The 17,523-nt window shown below is 71.3% G+C and carries 14 protein-coding genes and 1 tRNA gene; 8 read left to right on the plus strand and 7 right to left on the minus strand.

Annotated features, from left to right (window positions below; all coding sequences use genetic code 11):
* Positions 1-3: 3 nt before the first annotated feature.
* The 4 genes from BLT97_RS30425 to BLT97_RS30440 all read right to left on the minus strand — a co-directional run bounded on the left by BLT97_RS30425 (position 4) and on the right by BLT97_RS30440 (position 5,622).
* Positions 4-432, minus strand: coding sequence for a DUF4440 domain-containing protein (locus BLT97_RS30425; protein ID WP_093615959.1), 429 nt, complete (start codon positions 430-432; stop codon positions 4-6).
* A 164-nt stretch (positions 433-596) separates the two neighbouring features.
* Complete coding sequence (locus tag BLT97_RS30430) at positions 597-1,544, minus strand: coiled-coil domain-containing protein (protein ID WP_245769631.1); 948 nt, start codon at positions 1,542-1,544, stop codon at positions 597-599.
* Between the two features lie 249 nt (positions 1,545-1,793).
* On the minus strand, positions 1,794-4,598 hold the full coding sequence (locus tag BLT97_RS30435; RefSeq protein WP_093615961.1) for an SUKH-4 family immunity protein: 2,805 nt from the start codon (positions 4,596-4,598) through the stop codon (positions 1,794-1,796).
* Positions 4,599-4,605: 7 nt separating this feature from the next.
* Positions 4,606-5,622: an HNH endonuclease gene (locus BLT97_RS30440; RefSeq protein WP_093615963.1), complete on the minus strand. Its 1,017-nt coding sequence runs from the start codon at positions 5,620-5,622 to the stop codon at positions 4,606-4,608.
* 353 nt (positions 5,623-5,975) lie between these two features.
* Between BLT97_RS30440 and BLT97_RS30445 the strand changes: the two genes are divergently transcribed.
* Positions 5,976-6,509 carry a YwqJ-related putative deaminase gene (locus BLT97_RS30445; RefSeq protein ID WP_093615965.1) on the plus strand — a complete coding sequence of 178 codons (534 nt, stop codon included), beginning with the start codon at positions 5,976-5,978 and terminating at the stop codon, positions 6,507-6,509.
* The gene (locus BLT97_RS30450; RefSeq protein WP_093615967.1) at positions 6,509-7,003 is read left to right on the plus strand and encodes an SUKH-3 domain-containing protein; all 495 of its coding nucleotides are present in this window, start codon (positions 6,509-6,511) and stop codon (positions 7,001-7,003) included. Before BLT97_RS30445 ends, BLT97_RS30450 begins: the two co-directional genes overlap by 1 nt.
* Before the next feature lie 116 nt (positions 7,004-7,119).
* Here BLT97_RS30450 and BLT97_RS30455 read toward each other — a convergent pair whose 3' ends face one another.
* Entirely contained in the window at positions 7,120-8,445 is a 1,326-nt protein-coding gene (locus BLT97_RS30455; protein WP_093615969.1) for a sensor histidine kinase, read from the minus strand.
* Between the two features lie 189 nt (positions 8,446-8,634).
* Here BLT97_RS30455 and BLT97_RS30460 point away from each other — a divergent pair, with 189 nt between their 5' ends.
* The 6 genes from BLT97_RS30460 to pth all read left to right on the plus strand — a co-directional run bounded on the left by BLT97_RS30460 (position 8,635) and on the right by pth (position 13,875).
* Positions 8,635-9,507: a hypothetical protein gene (locus BLT97_RS30460; protein WP_093615971.1), complete on the plus strand. Its 873-nt coding sequence runs from the start codon at positions 8,635-8,637 to the stop codon at positions 9,505-9,507.
* Between the two features lie 11 nt (positions 9,508-9,518).
* Positions 9,519-9,589, plus strand: a tRNA-Gln gene (locus BLT97_RS30465).
* A gap of 114 nt (positions 9,590-9,703) precedes the next feature.
* Positions 9,704-11,152, plus strand: a complete 1,449-nt coding sequence (gene glmU, locus BLT97_RS30470; protein WP_093615973.1) for a bifunctional UDP-N-acetylglucosamine diphosphorylase/glucosamine-1-phosphate N-acetyltransferase GlmU — start codon at positions 9,704-9,706, stop codon at positions 11,150-11,152.
* Between the two features lie 132 nt (positions 11,153-11,284).
* Positions 11,285-12,262, plus strand: coding sequence for a ribose-phosphate diphosphokinase (locus tag BLT97_RS30475; RefSeq protein WP_093615975.1), 978 nt, complete (start codon positions 11,285-11,287; stop codon positions 12,260-12,262).
* Positions 12,263-12,507: 245 nt separating this feature from the next.
* Positions 12,508-13,104: a 50S ribosomal protein L25/general stress protein Ctc gene (locus BLT97_RS30480; RefSeq protein WP_093615977.1), complete on the plus strand. Its 597-nt coding sequence runs from the start codon at positions 12,508-12,510 to the stop codon at positions 13,102-13,104.
* Between the two features lie 174 nt (positions 13,105-13,278).
* The gene (gene pth / locus BLT97_RS30485; RefSeq protein ID WP_093615979.1) at positions 13,279-13,875 is read left to right on the plus strand and encodes an aminoacyl-tRNA hydrolase; all 597 of its coding nucleotides are present in this window, start codon (positions 13,279-13,281) and stop codon (positions 13,873-13,875) included.
* A gap of 41 nt (positions 13,876-13,916) precedes the next feature.
* Here pth and BLT97_RS30490 read toward each other — a convergent pair whose 3' ends face one another.
* On the minus strand, positions 13,917-14,399 hold the full coding sequence (locus BLT97_RS30490; RefSeq protein WP_245769632.1) for a hypothetical protein: 483 nt from the start codon (positions 14,397-14,399) through the stop codon (positions 13,917-13,919).
* A 144-nt stretch (positions 14,400-14,543) separates the two neighbouring features.
* Positions 14,544-17,294, minus strand: a complete 2,751-nt coding sequence (gene ppc / locus BLT97_RS30495) for a phosphoenolpyruvate carboxylase (RefSeq protein ID WP_093615981.1) — start codon at positions 17,292-17,294, stop codon at positions 14,544-14,546.
* Positions 17,295-17,523: the final 229 nt, after the last annotated feature.

The following is a 17,523-nucleotide window of genomic DNA, read 5'->3' on the forward strand; positions in this document are numbered from 1 at the left end:
CGGCTACAGGTTGTCGCCCCAGTCGCCCTGGATCATCGTCTGGAACGCCCACGCGCCGTCCCGCTTCAGCAGGATGTCGGCGTACCGCAGCTGCTGCGACTGGCCGTCCATGGTCATCGTCGAGTCGGTGAACACCACGGCCATCGACGGGGAGAGGAACACCGGGGTCCGCGTGGACTCGAAGGTGATGTCCTGGCTCCCGTCGCCCATCACATGGGTCATGGTGGCGACGAACTGCTCCCGGTCCCACTGCGCCGACCGGCCGTTGCCCGCAGAGTCGTCGCTGACGAGGTTCAGCGGGAACACCGCCATGTCCGCCATGCGCTCGATCTCCCGCTTGCCGCTGGCCTCGTCGTACCGGGCGAACCAGGCGTCCAGGCTTTCGCGGTCCTCGGTGGTGGGGGTGTATCCGGTGTCGGGCAGGTAGGTCATGCACTCTCCTTCGGCTACGGGCAGGGGGCTTCGGAGCGACCTTACTAGTCAAGTTTGACGAGCGGGCCACGCAAGAGAAGGTATACCGCCGTACGCAGCTAGTCAAACTTGATTAATTACTTTCCGGCGTGATCTGGACCACAGCACCCGAGGGGTGGGGGTACTCAGGAATCCGCCCCCGACGCCGGCCCCGGAACCGTTCCCCCGCCGGAGCCCTCTCCCATGCCGGGCTCGCGCCCCGCGACGCCCAGCGAGGCGAGGCTGCTGCGGACGTGCTCCATGTGGGCGCGCAGCTCCTCGGCCCGGTCCGCGTGCTCGCGCTGCAACCGCTCGGTCTCGCGCTCGATCCGCTCGGCCCGCATCTGCGCCTCGGCCACGAGCTCGGCGGCGGTGGCCCGCGCGTCCTCCTCGCCGTGCCGCGCGGCCTCCTCGGCCTCCGCGAACTCCCGCTTCGCCGCCGACACATCGGCCTCGGCCCGCGCGATGAGCTCGGCGTGCCGCGCGTCGAGCGCGTCGGCCTGGCGTACGTGCGCCTCCTCGACCGCGTCCCACCGGTCGGCCTGCTCCTTGGCCTGGTCGGAGAGCATCGCCTCGGTGCGGACGCGCATGTCGCGCAGTGCGGCCAGCGCCTCGCCGCGCTGCTCCTTCACGGCGCGGCGGGCGGCGATCCGCTCGTCGTCGGCCTCGCTCTGCGCGGCCAGCAACACCTGGCGGGCGCGCTCCTCGGCGGCGCCGCGCACCTCGTCCGCGCGGGCGCGGGCCTCGTCCCGCAGCGTGCGCTCGTACGCGGCGGCCTCGTCGGCCAGGCGCTGCGCCTCGGCCCGCGCGCTCTCGCGCACGGCCGCGGCCTCCTCCTCGACGGTCGCGAGGAGCAGCTGGGCGCGCTCGCCGAGCTCCTCGTACGTCTGCGGTTCGAGCCGGGCCACGACCTCGCGCAGCCGTTCCGCCTCGGCCTCCATCTCCTTGGCCAGGACGGTCAGGCGCGCGGCCCGCTCCCAGGCGTCGTCGCGGTCGCGCGACAGGCGCGTGACGGCGCCGTCCACCTGCTCGGGACGGTAGCCGCGGCCGCGCACGGTGCTGAACTCATGAGTCGACGAAGCCGTACCGCTCATCTCTGATGCCCCTCTCGCCCTGCCGCTGACAACCGATCCGGCGCACATCTTTGTGGATCACGACGAATCGCTCATACCGCGACACTCCGCGCATCGCCTCGATCAAGGATGGGCAATCAGGCACAGAAAAGCGAAATCCGATCAACAGCAGGCAAGCCGGGCCACCCTCCGAAGGCAGTCCCGAAGGCACACGAAAGGGCCGCCCCCGTCCACGTACGACGGAAGCGGCCCTTCGACAGACGCCTGTGCCTACAGCAGGCCGTCCCACATCTGCTCGAGCAGCACGGACCACCATGTCTCCGGCGACGACAGGGCCGCCGGGTCGAGGGCCGCGAGCTGGGCCTGGAAGTCCACGGTCCAGCGGCCCGCCTGCTCCTGGTTGAGCCCGTAGCGCAGCCGCCACATGCGGCCGAGCATCGCGAGGCAGCGGGCGAACTCGGGCAGCGAGGAGTTCACGAACTGCGGCGGCACGGGCGCTCCGCCCGGACCCGCCTCGACCGGGACGGCGACGATGTGCGCCGTGCCGTACTGCACACAGATCGCGCGCCCGAAGTCGCTGCCCATGACCAGGTACGAGCCCGCGTCCGAAGCCGGCTGCACCCCGCGCTCCTGCGCCAGTTCGGCCAGCGTCGGCACCGGGCGGCCGGGCTGGGCCTGGGCCCAGAAGAACGGGTTGAAGTCCACCGGCAGTCCGGCCCACACCAAGGTCTGCGCCACGATGTCGGGCACGCCCTGGCGCGAGACCGCGCGCTGGTCGAAACGGAAGACGCCCTGCGGTCCGAAGGCCGCGGCCAGCTCCTGCGCGATGACGTCCGGGCCGATCGGCGGCGCGGGCTGCACCGGCTGCAACGGCACACGCACCGGCGCCGGACGCGCAGGACCGTCGGCCACCTGGTGCAACTCGCCCTGGTGCGCGAGCAGTTGCTGCATGCCCTGCTGACGCGAGGCGTGGTCCTTGCCGTACGGGGCGACCGTGGTGATCCGCGCCTGCGGCCACTGCTCCTTGATCATGCGCGCGCAGTACGCGCCGGGCAGGTCGCAGGACTCCAGCTCGGTGTGGATCTCCAGGACCTGGTCCGGCGGCACGTTCATACCGCGCAGCTCGTGGAAGATCTGCCACTCCGGGTGCGGGGTGCCGGGCGCCGAGCGGCGGATCAGCTGCTGCTGACTGCCGTCGGGCGCGCGGTAGCTGAGCACCACCTGGTAGCCGGGGCCGACCACCGGCTGGCCGGCGGGCGGCTGCGGATAGCCGTACGCCGGCTGCTGGGTGCCGGGCGGCGGGCCGGGCGGTCCCGGGGGCGCGGGCGCGCTCGGGCCGCCGGGCGCGAGCATCGTCGCGGCGTGGTGCGCACCACCGGGCGGCGGGGTGCCGGGCGCGCCCGGAGCGCCGGGCGGGCCGGGCGGCTGGGGCGCCGCGGGACCGCTCGGGTCGGGACCGGCCAGCATCGTGGCCGCGTGGTGCACGCCGCCGGGCGGGGTGCCCGGGGCACCGGGCGGGCCGGGCGGCTGCGGGGCGCCGGCTCCCGGGGCACCGGGCGGACCCGGCGGCAGGGGCGCGGCGGGACCGCTCGGGTCGGGACCGGCCAGCATCGTCGCGGCATGGTGCACACCGCCGCCCAGGCTGCCGCCGGCGGGCGGCGGCGCGGGCGGTCCGGGCGGCTGCGGCCCGTCGGGACCGAGCGAGGACACCATCTGCGTAGGCACGTAGGCGTTGCCCGCTCCCGGGGTGCCGGGGGCACCGGGCGGCGGCGGGGTGGTGCCGGGGCGTGCGCCCGGCGTGCCCGGAGCGCCGGGCGGCGCGGGCGTGGAGGCGCCGCTGCCGCGCGCGGCGCGCGGCGGGGCGGCCTTGCTGGTCGCGGCGTTGGCGATGTCGTCGGCACCGGCGCCGGGGGCGGCGGGCGGCTGCGGAGCCCCCGCGGCGGACGGCGGCTGCGGGGCTCCGGGAGCGGACGGCTGAGGCGCACCGGACGCCCCCGCACCGGAAGCCGGCGGCTGGGGCGCACCCGGCGCCGGAGGCTGCGGCTGCGCGGCGGCGGGCGGCTGGGGCGCCGGACGGTTCGGGTGGACGTACGACGGGGGCGCGGGGGCGGCCGGAGCCGGAGTCCCGGGTGCAGCCGGAGCCGGGGCCCCCGGTGTGGCGCCCGGCGCCGCGGGCTGCTGCGGGTAGCCGTACGAGGGCTCGTCTATGGCGGGCGCGACCGCGGTCGGCGGCAGCTGGCTGCCGCCCGACATCAGCGCGGTCTTGGCCTCCGGCGTGACCGCGGGCGGCGTGGAGTCGGTGTCGTCGTCCGAGCCGGACAGCGGCGGCGCGAACATCGTCGCCGGCTGGTCGGCGCCGTTGGTGTCCGTACCGGCCCACGGGGTCGCGCTCTCGGGCGCGCCCGGCGCCGCACCACCGGCGCTCGGCCAGGCGGTGCCGCCGTCCGCGGCGCCCGGACTGCCGCTCTGCGCACGGCTGTCGGCGGCGGGGGCCGCAGGAGCCGGCGCGGGAGCCGGGGCCGGGATGGGCGACGGCGGCTGTACGTGGGCGCCGGACCCCGATCCCGTATCGAAGGAGGAGCCGGACCCCGACGAGTCGTCGGAGGAAGAGGAAGCAGACGAGGCGGAAGCGGACGGCGCGGAAGCCGACGGCGCAGCTGCGGGCGTGGCCGGAGCCCCCGCGTCCCGCCGGTCCGGGATCCCCATCCGGTCCGCCGCCTCCTGCAGCCACTCCGGCGGAGTCAGCAGGAACGACGTCTGGTTGAGGTCCACGCGCTCCGGCTTGGCCGGCTCGGCCGCGGCGGGAGGCGCGTCCACGACGCCGTACTCCTCCTCGTACCGCCGGATCACCTCGCCCACCGGCAGCGCGGGCCACAGCGTCGCCTCGCCGCTGTCGCGCGCGATGACGAGCCGCTGCCGTCCGCCGTCCGAGCTCGGACCGTTCTCCCGGTCCTCCGCCCACACCACGAAACCGAGGTCGAACTCCCGCACCCGCACCTCACGGTGCTGGTACGCGGGCACATCGCCGTTGATCCACTCTTCCGCGCGCTCCTGCGCCTGCGCGAAGGTCACCATCGGAAGGTCACTCCCCCACCGGGACGGCGCGCGCGAAGCCGCCGTCCACCATCAGGTTGGCCACGGTCTCCAACTCGGGCGGATTACCCGCCAGCCGGGCCAGAAACGCGTCGAAATCCTCACCGCACGGCAGCAGCAGCCGCTGCACCCGCTCGGCCACCGACCAGCCGGCCGTGTCGCCGTTGTCCCGCGCGTCGTCGTAGGCGCAGAACCACACCGAACCGGTCCGCTCGCCCTTCACCTTCACCGCGAGGATGCCGCCCTGCACGAACGCCACCCCGAGGTAGTCCTTGGTGAGGTGGTCGCGCAGACACTTGTTGATGTACACAAGGTCGTTGACCGCGGCCTCGTCGCGGACCGTGAAGAACGGCTGGTCGATCAGGAGCCCCAACTCGGCGTCCAGGGCCGCGCCCACGGGCGCACAGCCGCCGGCCGCCTTCAGGAAGGAGCGGTACGCACCCGGCAGGCGGTACCCCAAGTCCTCCTCCACACCCAGCAGTTGCTGCTCGGTCACCGCCACCGACGCCTTCGGCAGACCGAAGTGCGTGGGCCGGGTCTCCTGCAACGGACGCGTGCCGCGCTTGTCCTGGTCCACGTCCGCCGTGGCAAGACCGCCGTGGTGGCGGAGCAGCGCCTTCACCTCGGCCGGGACCAGCTCCAGGCGGCGCGTGCCCGGCACGTGGTGCCAGGTCCAGCCGTGCGGGGTCGCCACCGCCGGGATCGTGTCCCACAGGTCATGGCCCTGCGCGGCCATCGCCGCGTTCGCCGACACGTAGTCCGTCAGCCGCAGCTCGTCGACGCCGAAGCCCTCCGGCGGCTCCGCGATCTCCGTGGCCGCACGCGCATACGCGGAGAAGTCCGGGTAGCCGCGGTCGTCGATCCGCACCCCCCTCGGATGCCGGCTCGCCCGCACCGGGTCCGGGAAGTGCACGGTCTGACCGGCATAGGCCGCGTTCGGCGGCGCGGCCTGCGCCCGGCCCGATGCACTGGGCGGCGCGCCCTCCCCGAGCCGACCTGTCGTCATGGCGGTTGCCCCCTGCGGCACTGTTCGTACGGCCCCTGCGAAGGGCCTCTGCGTATGGCTTGTCGCGCCCCAGCCTATGCGCTGACGCAACACCGGTCACCGGGCCTCCGACTGCATGACCAGCTGTCACCCAGCCGTGACAGTCAGCGTGGCCGGGGTCCTCCCCCGCCGTCACGGAAAAGGCATTTGCCCCGGTCGCGGGAACGGCAGCGCCCCTGTCACGGAAGGGACATTTGATCCCGCCTTCCCCATCAGCCGCCCCATTTGGCAGGCTGTTCACCTGCACTCGGGGGAGTGCGCACAGCACGGGGGAGCGGTCACGAGCCGCGCGCACGGGGAGGGATGCATCACCAATGCACACCACGCAAACACCATCATCGAGACCCGCACCGGGCGACCCGCGCCTGAGCTGGTCCACCGACGAGGAGCCCGCGCCGCCCGCCCTGCACCAGCGCCGCGACGGCATCCTGCCCACCGTCGCCGCCGCCCTGTCCGTACGCGGCGAGACCCTCACCGGGACCGCGGGACGCGGCGACCAGCCGCCCGCCCTGCACCCCCTCGTCCAGGACTTCCTCGACACCCTCACCAGCGGCCAGCGCGAGCGCTTCACCGGACGCTGCCCCGAAGTCACCCTCATCTCCCGGCACTTGACCTCCTACGAGGCCACGCGCTCCAAACGCGCCCAGCGCAAGCCGCTCACCGCGGGCGAGGCCCGCAAGGCGCTCAAGCACGCGAAGCTCACCACCCGCCGCATCCGCGAGGACGGCGACCCGCTGCACGGCAGCTTCGCCCCGCCCTGCCGCTCCTGCGCCGCCCTCATCGCCCACTTCGGCGTCCGCGTCGTCGAACCCGAACTGCCCGACACCCACCCGGGGAACGCCCGCTGATGCCCACCGACCGCACCTCCACCACCCGCTTCCCCATCACGGTGGACGCCGCCCTGCGCGAAGCCGGCTGGCAGCCGGGACGCTGGGACATCAAGCGCGCCGAGTACTGGGCCGACGCACTGCGCTCGCACGTGTCACCCGCCGGACACCGGCACTCCGTCTTCCCGGCGGCCGTGGAGGCCTGGGCCGAATTCGGCGGACTCCACCTCGACCCCACAGGGCCCGGACGCCAAGTCGCGCCCGCCACCGTCCACTTCGACCCGCTGCACGGCCTGCACATGGCCCGCACCCTCGGCGACCTCGGCCGCGCACTCGACACCGAGGTCAGCCCGCTCGGCTCGGACACCGCGGGCCAGGGCCTGCTCGCCATCGACGCCCAGGGCCGCGTCTACAGCCTCGACCACTCCGGCGACTGGTACCTCGGCCACGACGTGGACACGGCCCTGACGACGCTGGTGTCGGGGGCGATACCGGCACGGCTCACATCCCCCTGAGCCACAGCACCCGGACAGTCCCCTCCCGCCCGGGGGCCGCACCAGCCCCTCGACCCTATCGACGGCCACTGACATCAGGACCGACCCACCGCCGCCCCGAGCCCCGCTCAGGCAGGTCAGGCAGCCGACGTCCCACCCGGAATCACCGCCGACACCCGGAACCCCCCACTGTCCGTCGGACCCGCCACGAACACTCCCCCGAGGGCCGTCACCCGCTCCCGCATCCCCACCAGACCGTTCCCCCCGCTCGGCAGCCGCGCCTCGTCGTCCGCGCCCTCCGGCGAAGGACCGTTCTCCACCTGCATCGCCACCTCGCCCGGACGGTGCGCGAGCCGCACCCGGGTCTTCGCACCCGGCGCGTGCTTGTGGACGTTCGTCAGGCCCTCCTGGATCACGCGGTACGCCGTCTGCTCGACCTCAGGCCCGTACGGCACGGACTCCCCGTCCACCGACAGATCCACCGCCATCCCGGCCGCCCGCGACTGCTCCACCAGCGCGTCCACCTCGGCCAGACACGGCCCCTGCTCCACCTCGGCCCGCGAAGCCGCCGCCGCAGCGGCCGCACCCACCGCCGCCAGCGGCTCACCCGAGGACTCGGCCGGCAGCTCGCCCGACGGCTGCTTCGCCGGCTCGTGCGACCGCAGCACCCCGAGCATCTCCCGCAGCTCCGTCAGCGCCTGCCGCCCCATGTCCCCGACCAGAGCGGCGTTCTTCACCGCCTTCTCCGGATCCTTTCGCGCCACCGCCTGCAACGCCGCCGCATGCACCACCATCAGACTCACCCGGTGCGCGACCACGTCGTGCATCTCCCGCGCGATACGGGTCCGCTCCTCGCCCCGCGCCCACTCGGCCCGCTCCTCGGCCCGCTCGGCCAGCAGCTGAAGCTCACGCTCGAGACTGTCCGCACGCTCCCGCAGCGACTCCATCAGCCGCCGCCGCGCCCCCACGTACAGACCGAGCAGCACCGACGGGCCCGTCAGACCCAGCGACATCGTGACCGCCATGAACGGCACGAACCAGCCGCCGAACTCCAGCCGGTCCTGGTCCTGCACCATCCGCACCCAGACCACGATCAGCGTGCCGAGCAGCGACATCCCCGCCAGACAGCCCGTGATCCGGCGCGGCACCTCGGAGGCCGCCAGCGAATACAGACCGATCACCGTCAGCAGGAAGCCCATGCTCGCCGGCGACACCGCGATCGACACCAGGACCACCGCGATCGGCCACCGCCGCCGCAACACCAGCGTCGAGCCGACCACCAGACCGATCAGCACCCCGAGCCACACCGGCAACCCGCCCCGCTGCGCGTAGGCGACCCCCTCCGCCGCACACTCGACCGCCGACACCACCGCAAGCCCGATGTCGAGCACGGCCCCGCGCCGTCTCTCCCACCACCACGGCCCCCCGGCCGCCTCGTGGCGTACTTCCCCCGTCGTGGTCATGCTGTCCAGCCTACGGGCGCGAGGCGCTCACTTTCCGGTGAGTTTCGGGTGCGCCACAGGGACCGCGCGTCTCCACCGCACTAGGTACGCGTTTCCCAGAACGCAGCCCATTCGCCCGGATTCCTTCGAACTACTGAACCGCTCAGACTTTCGACCCATCCCGTCCGCATTCCGGACGACGCTCTCCGTATGGCAGAGATCACGCGCAAGTACGCGGACTTCGAAGGTCTACGAGAACAGGCCCTGGCACTCCGAAGGGCCGGACTCAGCCGCCGCCAGATCCGCGACCGCCTCCACGTCGACAACAACGACCTGCTCAACCGCCTCCTGGAAGGCGAGCCCGCGCCGGAATGGACCAAGCGCCCGAACGCGAAGGACGACCTGCGGGCGAAGGCTCGGGAGTTGCGGCTCCAGGGCATGACGTACGACCAGATCCAGGTGGAGCTGGGGGTGTCGAAGGGCTCCATTTCGCTCTGGGTTCGAGATTTACCGAAACCCGAACGACGCCGGCCTTCCGAGCAGGCGCGGCTTGCGGGGCGCAAGCGCTGGGAGCACGAGTCGGCAGTGCGGGACCAGCAGCGTCGGAAGGTGAAGGAGGACGCCAGGAAGGCGGTCGGTCAGCTCTCCGCTCGCGAACTCTTCCTGGTGGGCGTCGGCTTGTACTGGGCCGAGGGCACCAAGGACAAGCCGTACGACCGGCGCGAAGTCGTGGCCTTCGTCAACAGCGACCCGAACATGATCGCGGTCTACATGGCCTGGCTCGAACTCCTCGGTGTCGACCGAGAGCGCCTCCGCTTCACTGTGATGATCCACGAGAACGCCGACGTCGCAGGCGCCGAGCAGTACTGGGCCGACCTGGTGGACGCCGACCGCTCCGCATTCACCAAGACAATCCTCAAGCGACACAACCCCAGGACGGTCCGCAAGAACACCGGCGACTCCTATCGCGGATGCCTGGTGATCAAAGTCCTGAAGGGGGCGGACTTGTACCGTCGCATCGAAGGCTCTTGGTACGGCATAGTGTTGTCGGCACGCGATACCGATCAGCGAAACCGGACATAGCGTGCAAACCATCCCGGGTCGTCTAATGGCAGGACAAATGGTTTTGGTCCATTGAATGAGGGTTCGATTCCTTCCCCGGGAGCGGCACCCGACGGCCCCGACCATCAGGTCGGGGCCGTCGGCGTTTCCGCCCGAGTACGCCCCGGTATCCTGCGGATGTCCCCCCGCACAACATCCGAAGCCGAAGGGCATTTCCGTGAGCGCCACAAGCCCGGCAGCCGTCGTCGTCCTCGCAGCGGGTGAGGGCACCCGCATGAAGTCGCGCACCCCCAAGGTGCTGCACGAGATCTGTGGCCGGACCCTCGTCGGGCATGTGGTCACCGCAGCCCGTGAGCTCGGTCCGCAGGAGCTGGTCGTGGTCGTCGGGCACGGGCGTGAGCAGGTCGCCGCGCACCTCGCCGAGATCGATCCGGCCGCGCGCACCGCGGTGCAGGAGGAGCAGAACGGCACCGGGCACGCGGTGCGGATGGGTCTGGAGCCGCTGGGCGGTGCGGTGGACGGCACGGTGATCGTGGTCTGCGGTGACACCCCGCTGCTGACCGGGGCGACGCTGAAGGAGCTGGCCGGGACGCACGTCGCCGACGGAAATGCGGTGACGGTGCTGACGGCCGAGATGCCGGACGCCACCGGGTACGGGCGGATCGTGCGGGACGGGGTGTCCGGTGCGGTGACGGCGATCGTCGAGCACAAGGACGCGACGGAGTCGCAGCGGGCGATCCGGGAGATCAACTCGGGTGTGTTCGCGTTCGACGGCCGGCTGCTCGCGGATGCGCTGGGCAAGGTGCGGACGGACAACAGCCAGGGCGAGGAGTACCTGACGGATGTGCTCGGGATCCTGCGGGAGGCCGGGCACCGGGTGGGGGCGAGTGTGGCCGCCGACCACCGGGAGATCGCCGGGATCAACAACCGTGTGCAGCTGTCGGAGGCGCGCCGGATCCTGAACGACCGGCTGCTGACCGAGGCGATGCTCGCGGGCGTCACGATCGTCGATCCGGCGTCGACGTTCATCGACGCGACGGTGACGTTCGAGCCGGACGCGCTGATCCACCCCGGTACGCAGCTGCACGGTGCGACGCATCTCGCGGCGGGCGCCGAGGTCGGCCCCAACTGCCGGCTGACGGACACGAAGGTGGGCGCGGACGCCCGGGTGGACAACGCGGTGGCGTACAGCTCGGAGATCGGTGCGGGTGCGAGCGTGGGCCCGTACGCGTATCTGCGGCCGGGTACGAAGCTGGGTGTGAAGGCCAAGCTGGGCACGTACGTCGAGACGAAGAACGCGACGATCGGCGAGGGCACGAAGGTGCCGCACCTGTCGTACGTGGGCGATGCGACGATCGGCGAATACACGAACATCGGTGCCGCGAGCGTCTTCGTGAACTACGACGGTGAGGCGAAGCACCACACCACGATCGGTTCGCACTGCAAGACGGGTTCGGACAACATGTTTGTGGCTCCCGTCACGGTCGGGGACGGTGCGTACACCGCCGCGGGCTCAGTGATCACGAAGGATGTGCCGGCCGGTTCGCTGGCCGTCGCCCGTGGCCAGCAGCGGAATATCGAGGGCTGGGTGGCCCGTAAGCGTCCGGGCAGCGCCGCCGCGAAGGCTGCGGAGGCGGCGTCCGGGAAGTCCGAAGGCGAGAGCTGACGGAAAACAGGTGGGCCGAAGGCGGCGTACCGTGATAGGCGCACACATTTTGTCGGCTTGCTCGAGCATGACGGCGTACGTGGTGTACGCGGGTTCCGGGCGGCGATCGATCACCTCTGAGGAGACTGTGCTGTGAGCGGGTTCAAGACGACCGGCGAGAAGAAGCTGATGCTCTTTTCCGGCCGCGCCCACCCCGAGCTGGCGGAGGAGGTCGCGCACCACCTGGGGGCCGGACTGGTCCCGACCAAGGCCTTCGACTTCGCGAACGGTGAGATCTATGTCCGTTACGAGGAGTCGGCGCGTGGTGCGGACTGCTTCCTGATCCAGAGCCACACGGCTCCGATCAACAAGTGGATCATGGAGCAGCTGATCATGATCGACGCACTGAAGCGTGCGTCGGCCCGCTCCATCACGGTGATCGTGCCGTTCTACGGTTACGCCCGTCAGGACAAGAAGCACAAGGGCCGTGAGCCGATTTCGGCCAAGCTGGTCGCCGATCTGATGAAGACGGCGGGCGCGGACCGCATCGTCACGGTCGACCTGCACACCGACCAGATCGTGGGCTTCTTCGACGGCCCGGTGGACCACCTGTTCGCGCTGCCGCTGCTCGCGGACTACGTGGGTCACAAGGTGGACCGTTCGAAGCTGACCGTGGTCTCCCCCGACGCCGGCCGTGTGCGCGTGGCCGACCGCTGGTGCGACCGGCTCGGCGCCCCGCTGGCGATCGTGCACAAGCGCCGGGACAAGGACGTCGCGAACCAGGTGACCGTGCACGAGGTCGTCGGTGACGTGAAGGGCCGTGTCTGTGTCCTGGTCGACGACATGATCGACACGGGTGGCACGATCTGCGCCGCCGCGGACGCTCTGTTCGCGCACGGTGCCGAGGACGTCATCGTGACGGCCACGCACGGTGTGCTCTCGGGCCCGGCGGCGGACCGTCTGAAGAACTCGAAGGTGAGCGAGTTCGTGTTCACGAACACGCTGCCGACGCCGAGCGAGCTGGAGCTCGACAAGATCACCGTCCTGTCGATCGCCCCGACCATCGCGGACGCGGTCAAGGAGATCTTCGAGGACGGCTCGGTGACCAGCCTCTTCGAAGAGCAGCAGTAAGCACAGCCGTAAGCATGGTCACAGCCCCTTAGGGCTTGATCGTTTTGGGGCGCGGCCTCCCCGCCGGGTAGACTGTCGAAGTTGCTCGGCGAGGGAGGCCGTTTCCGTTTGATCGGATGCGGCGGTCCGTTATCGACGCGCTCTTCGTAGCAGGCCTGTTGCAGGCCAAGTCGTTGTGGCCGGGTGACCGCCACAACTTTTTTGTTTGTCCGTCTTCCCAAAGACTTTCGCTACGAGGAGTGCGCATGTCCGAGGTCAAGCTTTCCGCCGAGATCCGCAAGGAGTTCGGCAAGGGTGCCGCCCGCCGTATCCGCCGTGACAACAAGGTTCCCGGTGTCCTTTACGGTCACGGCTCGGACCCGGTCCACCTGACCCTGCCGGGCCACGAGCTGCTGCTCGCCGTCCGTACCCCCAACGTGCTGCTCGCCCTGGACATCGAGGGCAAGACCGAGCTGGCCATCCCGAAGTCGGTCTCCCGTGACCCGCTGAAGGGCTTCCTGGAGCACGTCGACCTGCTCCTGGTGAAGCGCGGCGAGAAGGTCAACGTCGAGATCCCGGTCCACACCGAGGGCGAGCTGGCCGCCGGCGGCAACCTGCTGGAGCACGTGCTCAACGCGCTTCCGGTCGAGGCCGAGGCCACCCACATCCCCGAGTCCGTCTCGGTGTCGGTCGAGGGTCTTGAGGCCGGTGCCTCCATCCTCGCCAAGGACATCAAGCTCCCCTCCGGCGTGACCCTGGCGATCGACGAGGACGCCGTCGTGCTCCAGGTCCTGGCCGCGCAGGCCGAGGAGCCGGCCGCCGAGGGTGCCGAGGGCGAGGGCGACGAGGCCGCCGAGGCCTGAGCCTTGCGCTGACTCTGCTTGACTGACGGGGTGGTGGGCCTTCCGGGTCCGCCACCCCGTTTTCGTATGCCGACCGCTTTCGTGTTCCGTATGCCGACCGCATTCGTGTCCGTACGCCGACCGGATTCGTGTCCGTATGCCGACCGCTTTCTTGTACGAGGAGACCGTGACCCGATGACGACCGACGCCACCGCCCCCTGGCTCATCGTGGGCCTGGGCAATCCTGGTCCCGGCTACGCGGCCAACCGTCACAACGTGGGCTTCATGGTGGTCGATCTGCTCGCGGACCGGATCGGCGGGACGTTCAAGCGGCACGGCAAGGCGCAGGCGCAGGTGCTTGAGGGGCGGATCGGGCCGATGGGCCCGGGCTCGCGACGTGTGGTCCTCGCCAAGCCGATGTCGTACATGAATCTCTCCGGCGGCCCGGTCACCGCCCTGCGCGACTTCTACAAGCTGCCGACGGCGAACATCGTGGCGATCCACGACGAGCTGGACATCGACTACGGGACGCTGCGCCTGAAGCTGGGCGGCGGCGACAACGGGCACAACGGTCTGAAGTCGATGACGAAGGCGATGGGTCCGGACTACCACCGCGTGCGGTTCGGGATCGGGCGTCCGCCGGGCCGGATGCAGGTGGCCGACTTCGTCCTGAAGGACTTCTCCCCCGCCGAGCGCAAGGAGCTGGACTACTTCGTTGACCGGGCGGCCGACTCGGTGGAGGCGCTGGTCACGGAGGGCCTGGAGCGGGCTCAGTCCACGTACAACTCGTAGCCGGCCTCCTGGAGACGTCGGTAGTCGGCCTCGCAGCGGCGTCAGCCGAGGACGAACGCGGCGAACAGCAGCAGCGTGCCCGCGCAGGCGACGCCCCAGGCCACGCGCGTGAGGCGGAGTCCGCCGCCGACGACCACGGCGGCCATGAGCAGCGCGCCGCCGAGCGGCAGCCAGGCGTGGAAGAAGCCGGCGCCCGCGCCGCGGACGACCTGGCTGGAGCCCGGCTTCACCACCACGGGGAGCTTCGCGCCCTTCTCCGTACCGATGGACTCCTCGATGGTGACCTTCGCGCGGGCCCGCGCACCGGGCGAGAGGGGTTCGAAGCGGCCTTCGCAGCGGTTGTCCTCGCAGCGGGTGACGGTGAGCGTGCCGCGTTCGCGGCCCTTGGTGAACAGCACGTGCTGGGCGTCGGCCCAGGAGGTCCAGACGCCCACGACGACGAGCAGCACGGCGAGGGCGGCCATGGCGGTGGTGCGGGCGGCGCCCATGAAGGCCTGGGCACGGGCGGAGGCTGCGGCAGGCATGGCGGCGATCCTTGGCCATGGCACCACGCCTGGTCAACTCCGGCCGCCCAACCCGGACATACGGCCTCAGCTGCACGAATGCCCCGCGCCGGAAGAAGCGGTGCGGGGCATTCGTAGCGTAAGCAGCAGAACTAGCGGAGGAAATCAGCCGGTGTTGCGCAGGCCCGCCGCCACACCGTTGACCGTCAGGAGCAGGGCGCGCGAGAGCAGCGCGTCCGGTTCCTCGCCCGCAGCCTTCGCGTCCCGCTGCCGCTTGAGCAGGGTGACCTGGAGGTAGGAGATCGGGTCGAGGTAGGCGTCGCGGATGGCGAACGTCTGCTTCAACACGGGCTGCGCGTCGAGGAGTTCGTCCTCGCCGGTGATGCGCAGGACCTCGGCCACGGTGAGCGCGTGCTCGGCCTCGATGTCGTCGAAGATGTGCTTGAGCTCGTCGGGCACGAGGGTGTCGACGTAGTGGCGTGCGATGCGCAGGTCGGTCTTCGCGAGCGTCATCTCGACGTTGGAGATGAAGTTGCGGAAGAAGTGCCAGCGCTCGTACATCTCGTCGAGGACGGTGTCGAGGCCGGCCTCGCGCAGCGCCTTGAGGCCGGAGCCGACGCCGAACCAGCCGGGCACGATCTGCCGGGACTGGGTCCAGCCGAACACCCACGGGATGGCCCGCAGGCCGTCGAGGGAGACGCCCGAGCCGGGGCGGCGGGCGGGCCGCGAGCCCAGGTGCAGGTCGGCGAGCTGGTCGACGGGGGTGGAGGCGAGGAAGTACGTGGGCAGGTCCGGGTCCTCGACCAGCTTGCGGTACGCGGCGTGCGCGGCCTCGGAGACGGTGTCCATCGCGGCGTCCCAGCGGGCGAGGGCCTCGTCGGACTGGCGGGGCGCGGTGTGCAGGGCGGAGGCCTGCAGCGTGGCGGCGACGGTCAGTTCGAGGTTCTCGCGGGCCAGCGACGGCACGAGGTACTTGTCGGAGATGACCTCGCCCTGCTCGGTCACCTTGATCTCGCCCTCCAGGGTGCCCCAGGGCTGGGCGAGGATCGCGTCGTGCGAGGGGCCGCCGCCGCGGCCGACGGTGCCGCCGCGGCCGTGGAAGAGACGGAGCCGGACGCCGTAGCGGTGGGCGACGTCGCGCAGGCGGCGCTGGGCGCGGTGGATCTCCCACTGCGAGGTGGTGATGCCGCCGAACTTGGAGGAGTCCGAGTAGCCGAGCATGACCTCCTGCACGTCGCCGCGGAGCGAGACGAGGCGGCGGTACGAGGGGTCGGCGAGCATCTCGTCGAGGATGACGTCGGCGGCGCGCAGCTCGTCGGTGGTCTCCAGGAGCGGCACGATGCCGATCTTCGCCCAGCCGGCGTGCAGGTCGATGAGACCGGCCTCGCGGGCGAGCACGGCGGCGGCGAAGACGTCGTCGGCGCCCTGGCACATCGAGATGATGTACGACTCGACGACCTCGGGGCCGAAGACCTCCAGGGCCTTCTTGACCGTGTGGAAGACGCCCAGGGTCTTCTCGCCGGCCGCGTCCAGCGGGGCCGGGGTCGGGGCGAGCGGGCGCCGGGAGCGGAGCTCCTTGGCGAGCAGCTTCTGGCGGTACTCGCGCGGCATGTCCGCGTACCGCCAGGACTCCTCGCCGAGCCGGTCGAAGAGCTGGCCGAGCGCGTGGTGGTGGGCGTCCGCGTGCTCGCGTACGTCCATGGTCGCGAGCTGGAGGCCGAAGGCGGCGAGCGTGCGGATCGTGCGGTCCATGCGGCCGTCGGCGAACAGGCCGCCGCGGTGCTCGCGCAGCGAGGTCTGGATCAGGGTGAGGTCGTGCACCAGCTCGGCGGTGCCGAGGTAGTCGCGGCCCGGCTCGTGCGGGGTGCCCTTGGCCAGGCGCTCGCGGGTGTTGACCAGCTTCTGCCGTACGCAGGTGGCCTTGAGGCGGTACGGCTCCTCGGCGTTGAGCCGCTTGTAGCGCGGGCTGATCTCCGGCAGCCGCTCCAGGTCGGCCTGGAGCGAGGTGAGCAGCTCCTCGGTGGCGCCGGTGTAGCGGATGGAGTTGGAGAGCAGGCTGCGCAGGTGGTCGACGAGTTCGAGGGCGTCGGTGATGCCGTGCTCGTGCTGGAGGATCAGCACGTCCCAGGTGACCTGCGGGGTGACATTCGGGTTGCCGTCGCGGTCGCCGCCGATCCAGGTTCCGAACGTGAGCGGACGGGTACCCGCAGGCAGGTCGACGCCGATGCGCTCCAGCTCGGCGGTGAGGTCCTCCAGGACGTCGCCGACGGCGCCGGCGTGCAGCTCGTCCAGGTAGTAGATCGCGTTGCGCGCCTCGTCCGCGGGCTCGGGGCGCACCACGCGGAGTTCGTCGGTCTGCCAGACCAGGTCGATGTTCTCGGCGAGCCGCAGATCGAGGCGGCGGCGGTCGGCCGCGGACACGGAGGTCTCGAGGAGTTCGGCGATACGGCGCAGCTTGGTCAGGACGGAGCGGCGGGCCGCCTCGGTGGGGTGGGCCGTGAACACGGGCCGCACATTGAGGTGCTCGACGGTCTGGCGCAGGTGCTCGGCGTCGGCGTCCTTGAGCAGGTCGGCGGTGCGGGCGAGCGTGGAGCCCTCGGCGTCGCGCCGGGCACGCAGTTCGCGGCCGCGGTGCACCTGCTCGGTGACGTTCGCGAGGTGGAAGTACGTGGAGAAGGCGCGCACCAGCTTGGCCGCGGTCTCGAGTTCGGTCTCGCCGAGCAGCTGCGCTGCGGCTTCGCCGTCGCTGCGGGTCAGCGCCCGCACGCGCTCGACGAGGTCGAGCAGCTCGGTGCCCTCCTGGCGTACCAGGGTCTCGCCGAGGAGGTCTCCGAGGCGGCGGATGTCGGCGCGCAGTTCGGCGCCGGTCTGGTCGGCAGGACGCGCGCCGGCGGTCTGGTGGTCGGCACTGCTCACAGGTGCGGCTCCTTGCAGTGAGGGGAAGACTCATTGCGGACCACGCTGTCCGACGCACCCAAGGATATGCGTCCCTGGTGGATGCCTATTCGAGACCGGGCCTTCACCGCCGCGCTCTTGTCGGTCCGGATACCGCTGCCATACTTACGTCGCCGTAGGTTACGGACCCGTAGGTCCGGGACACACGGCCGATCACCTGCCAAAAGTCCCCGACTCCCCAGGGAAACGC

This window comes from Streptomyces indicus (assembly GCF_900100315.1).
Taxonomy (GTDB): domain Bacteria; phylum Actinomycetota; class Actinomycetes; order Streptomycetales; family Streptomycetaceae; genus Streptomyces; species Streptomyces indicus.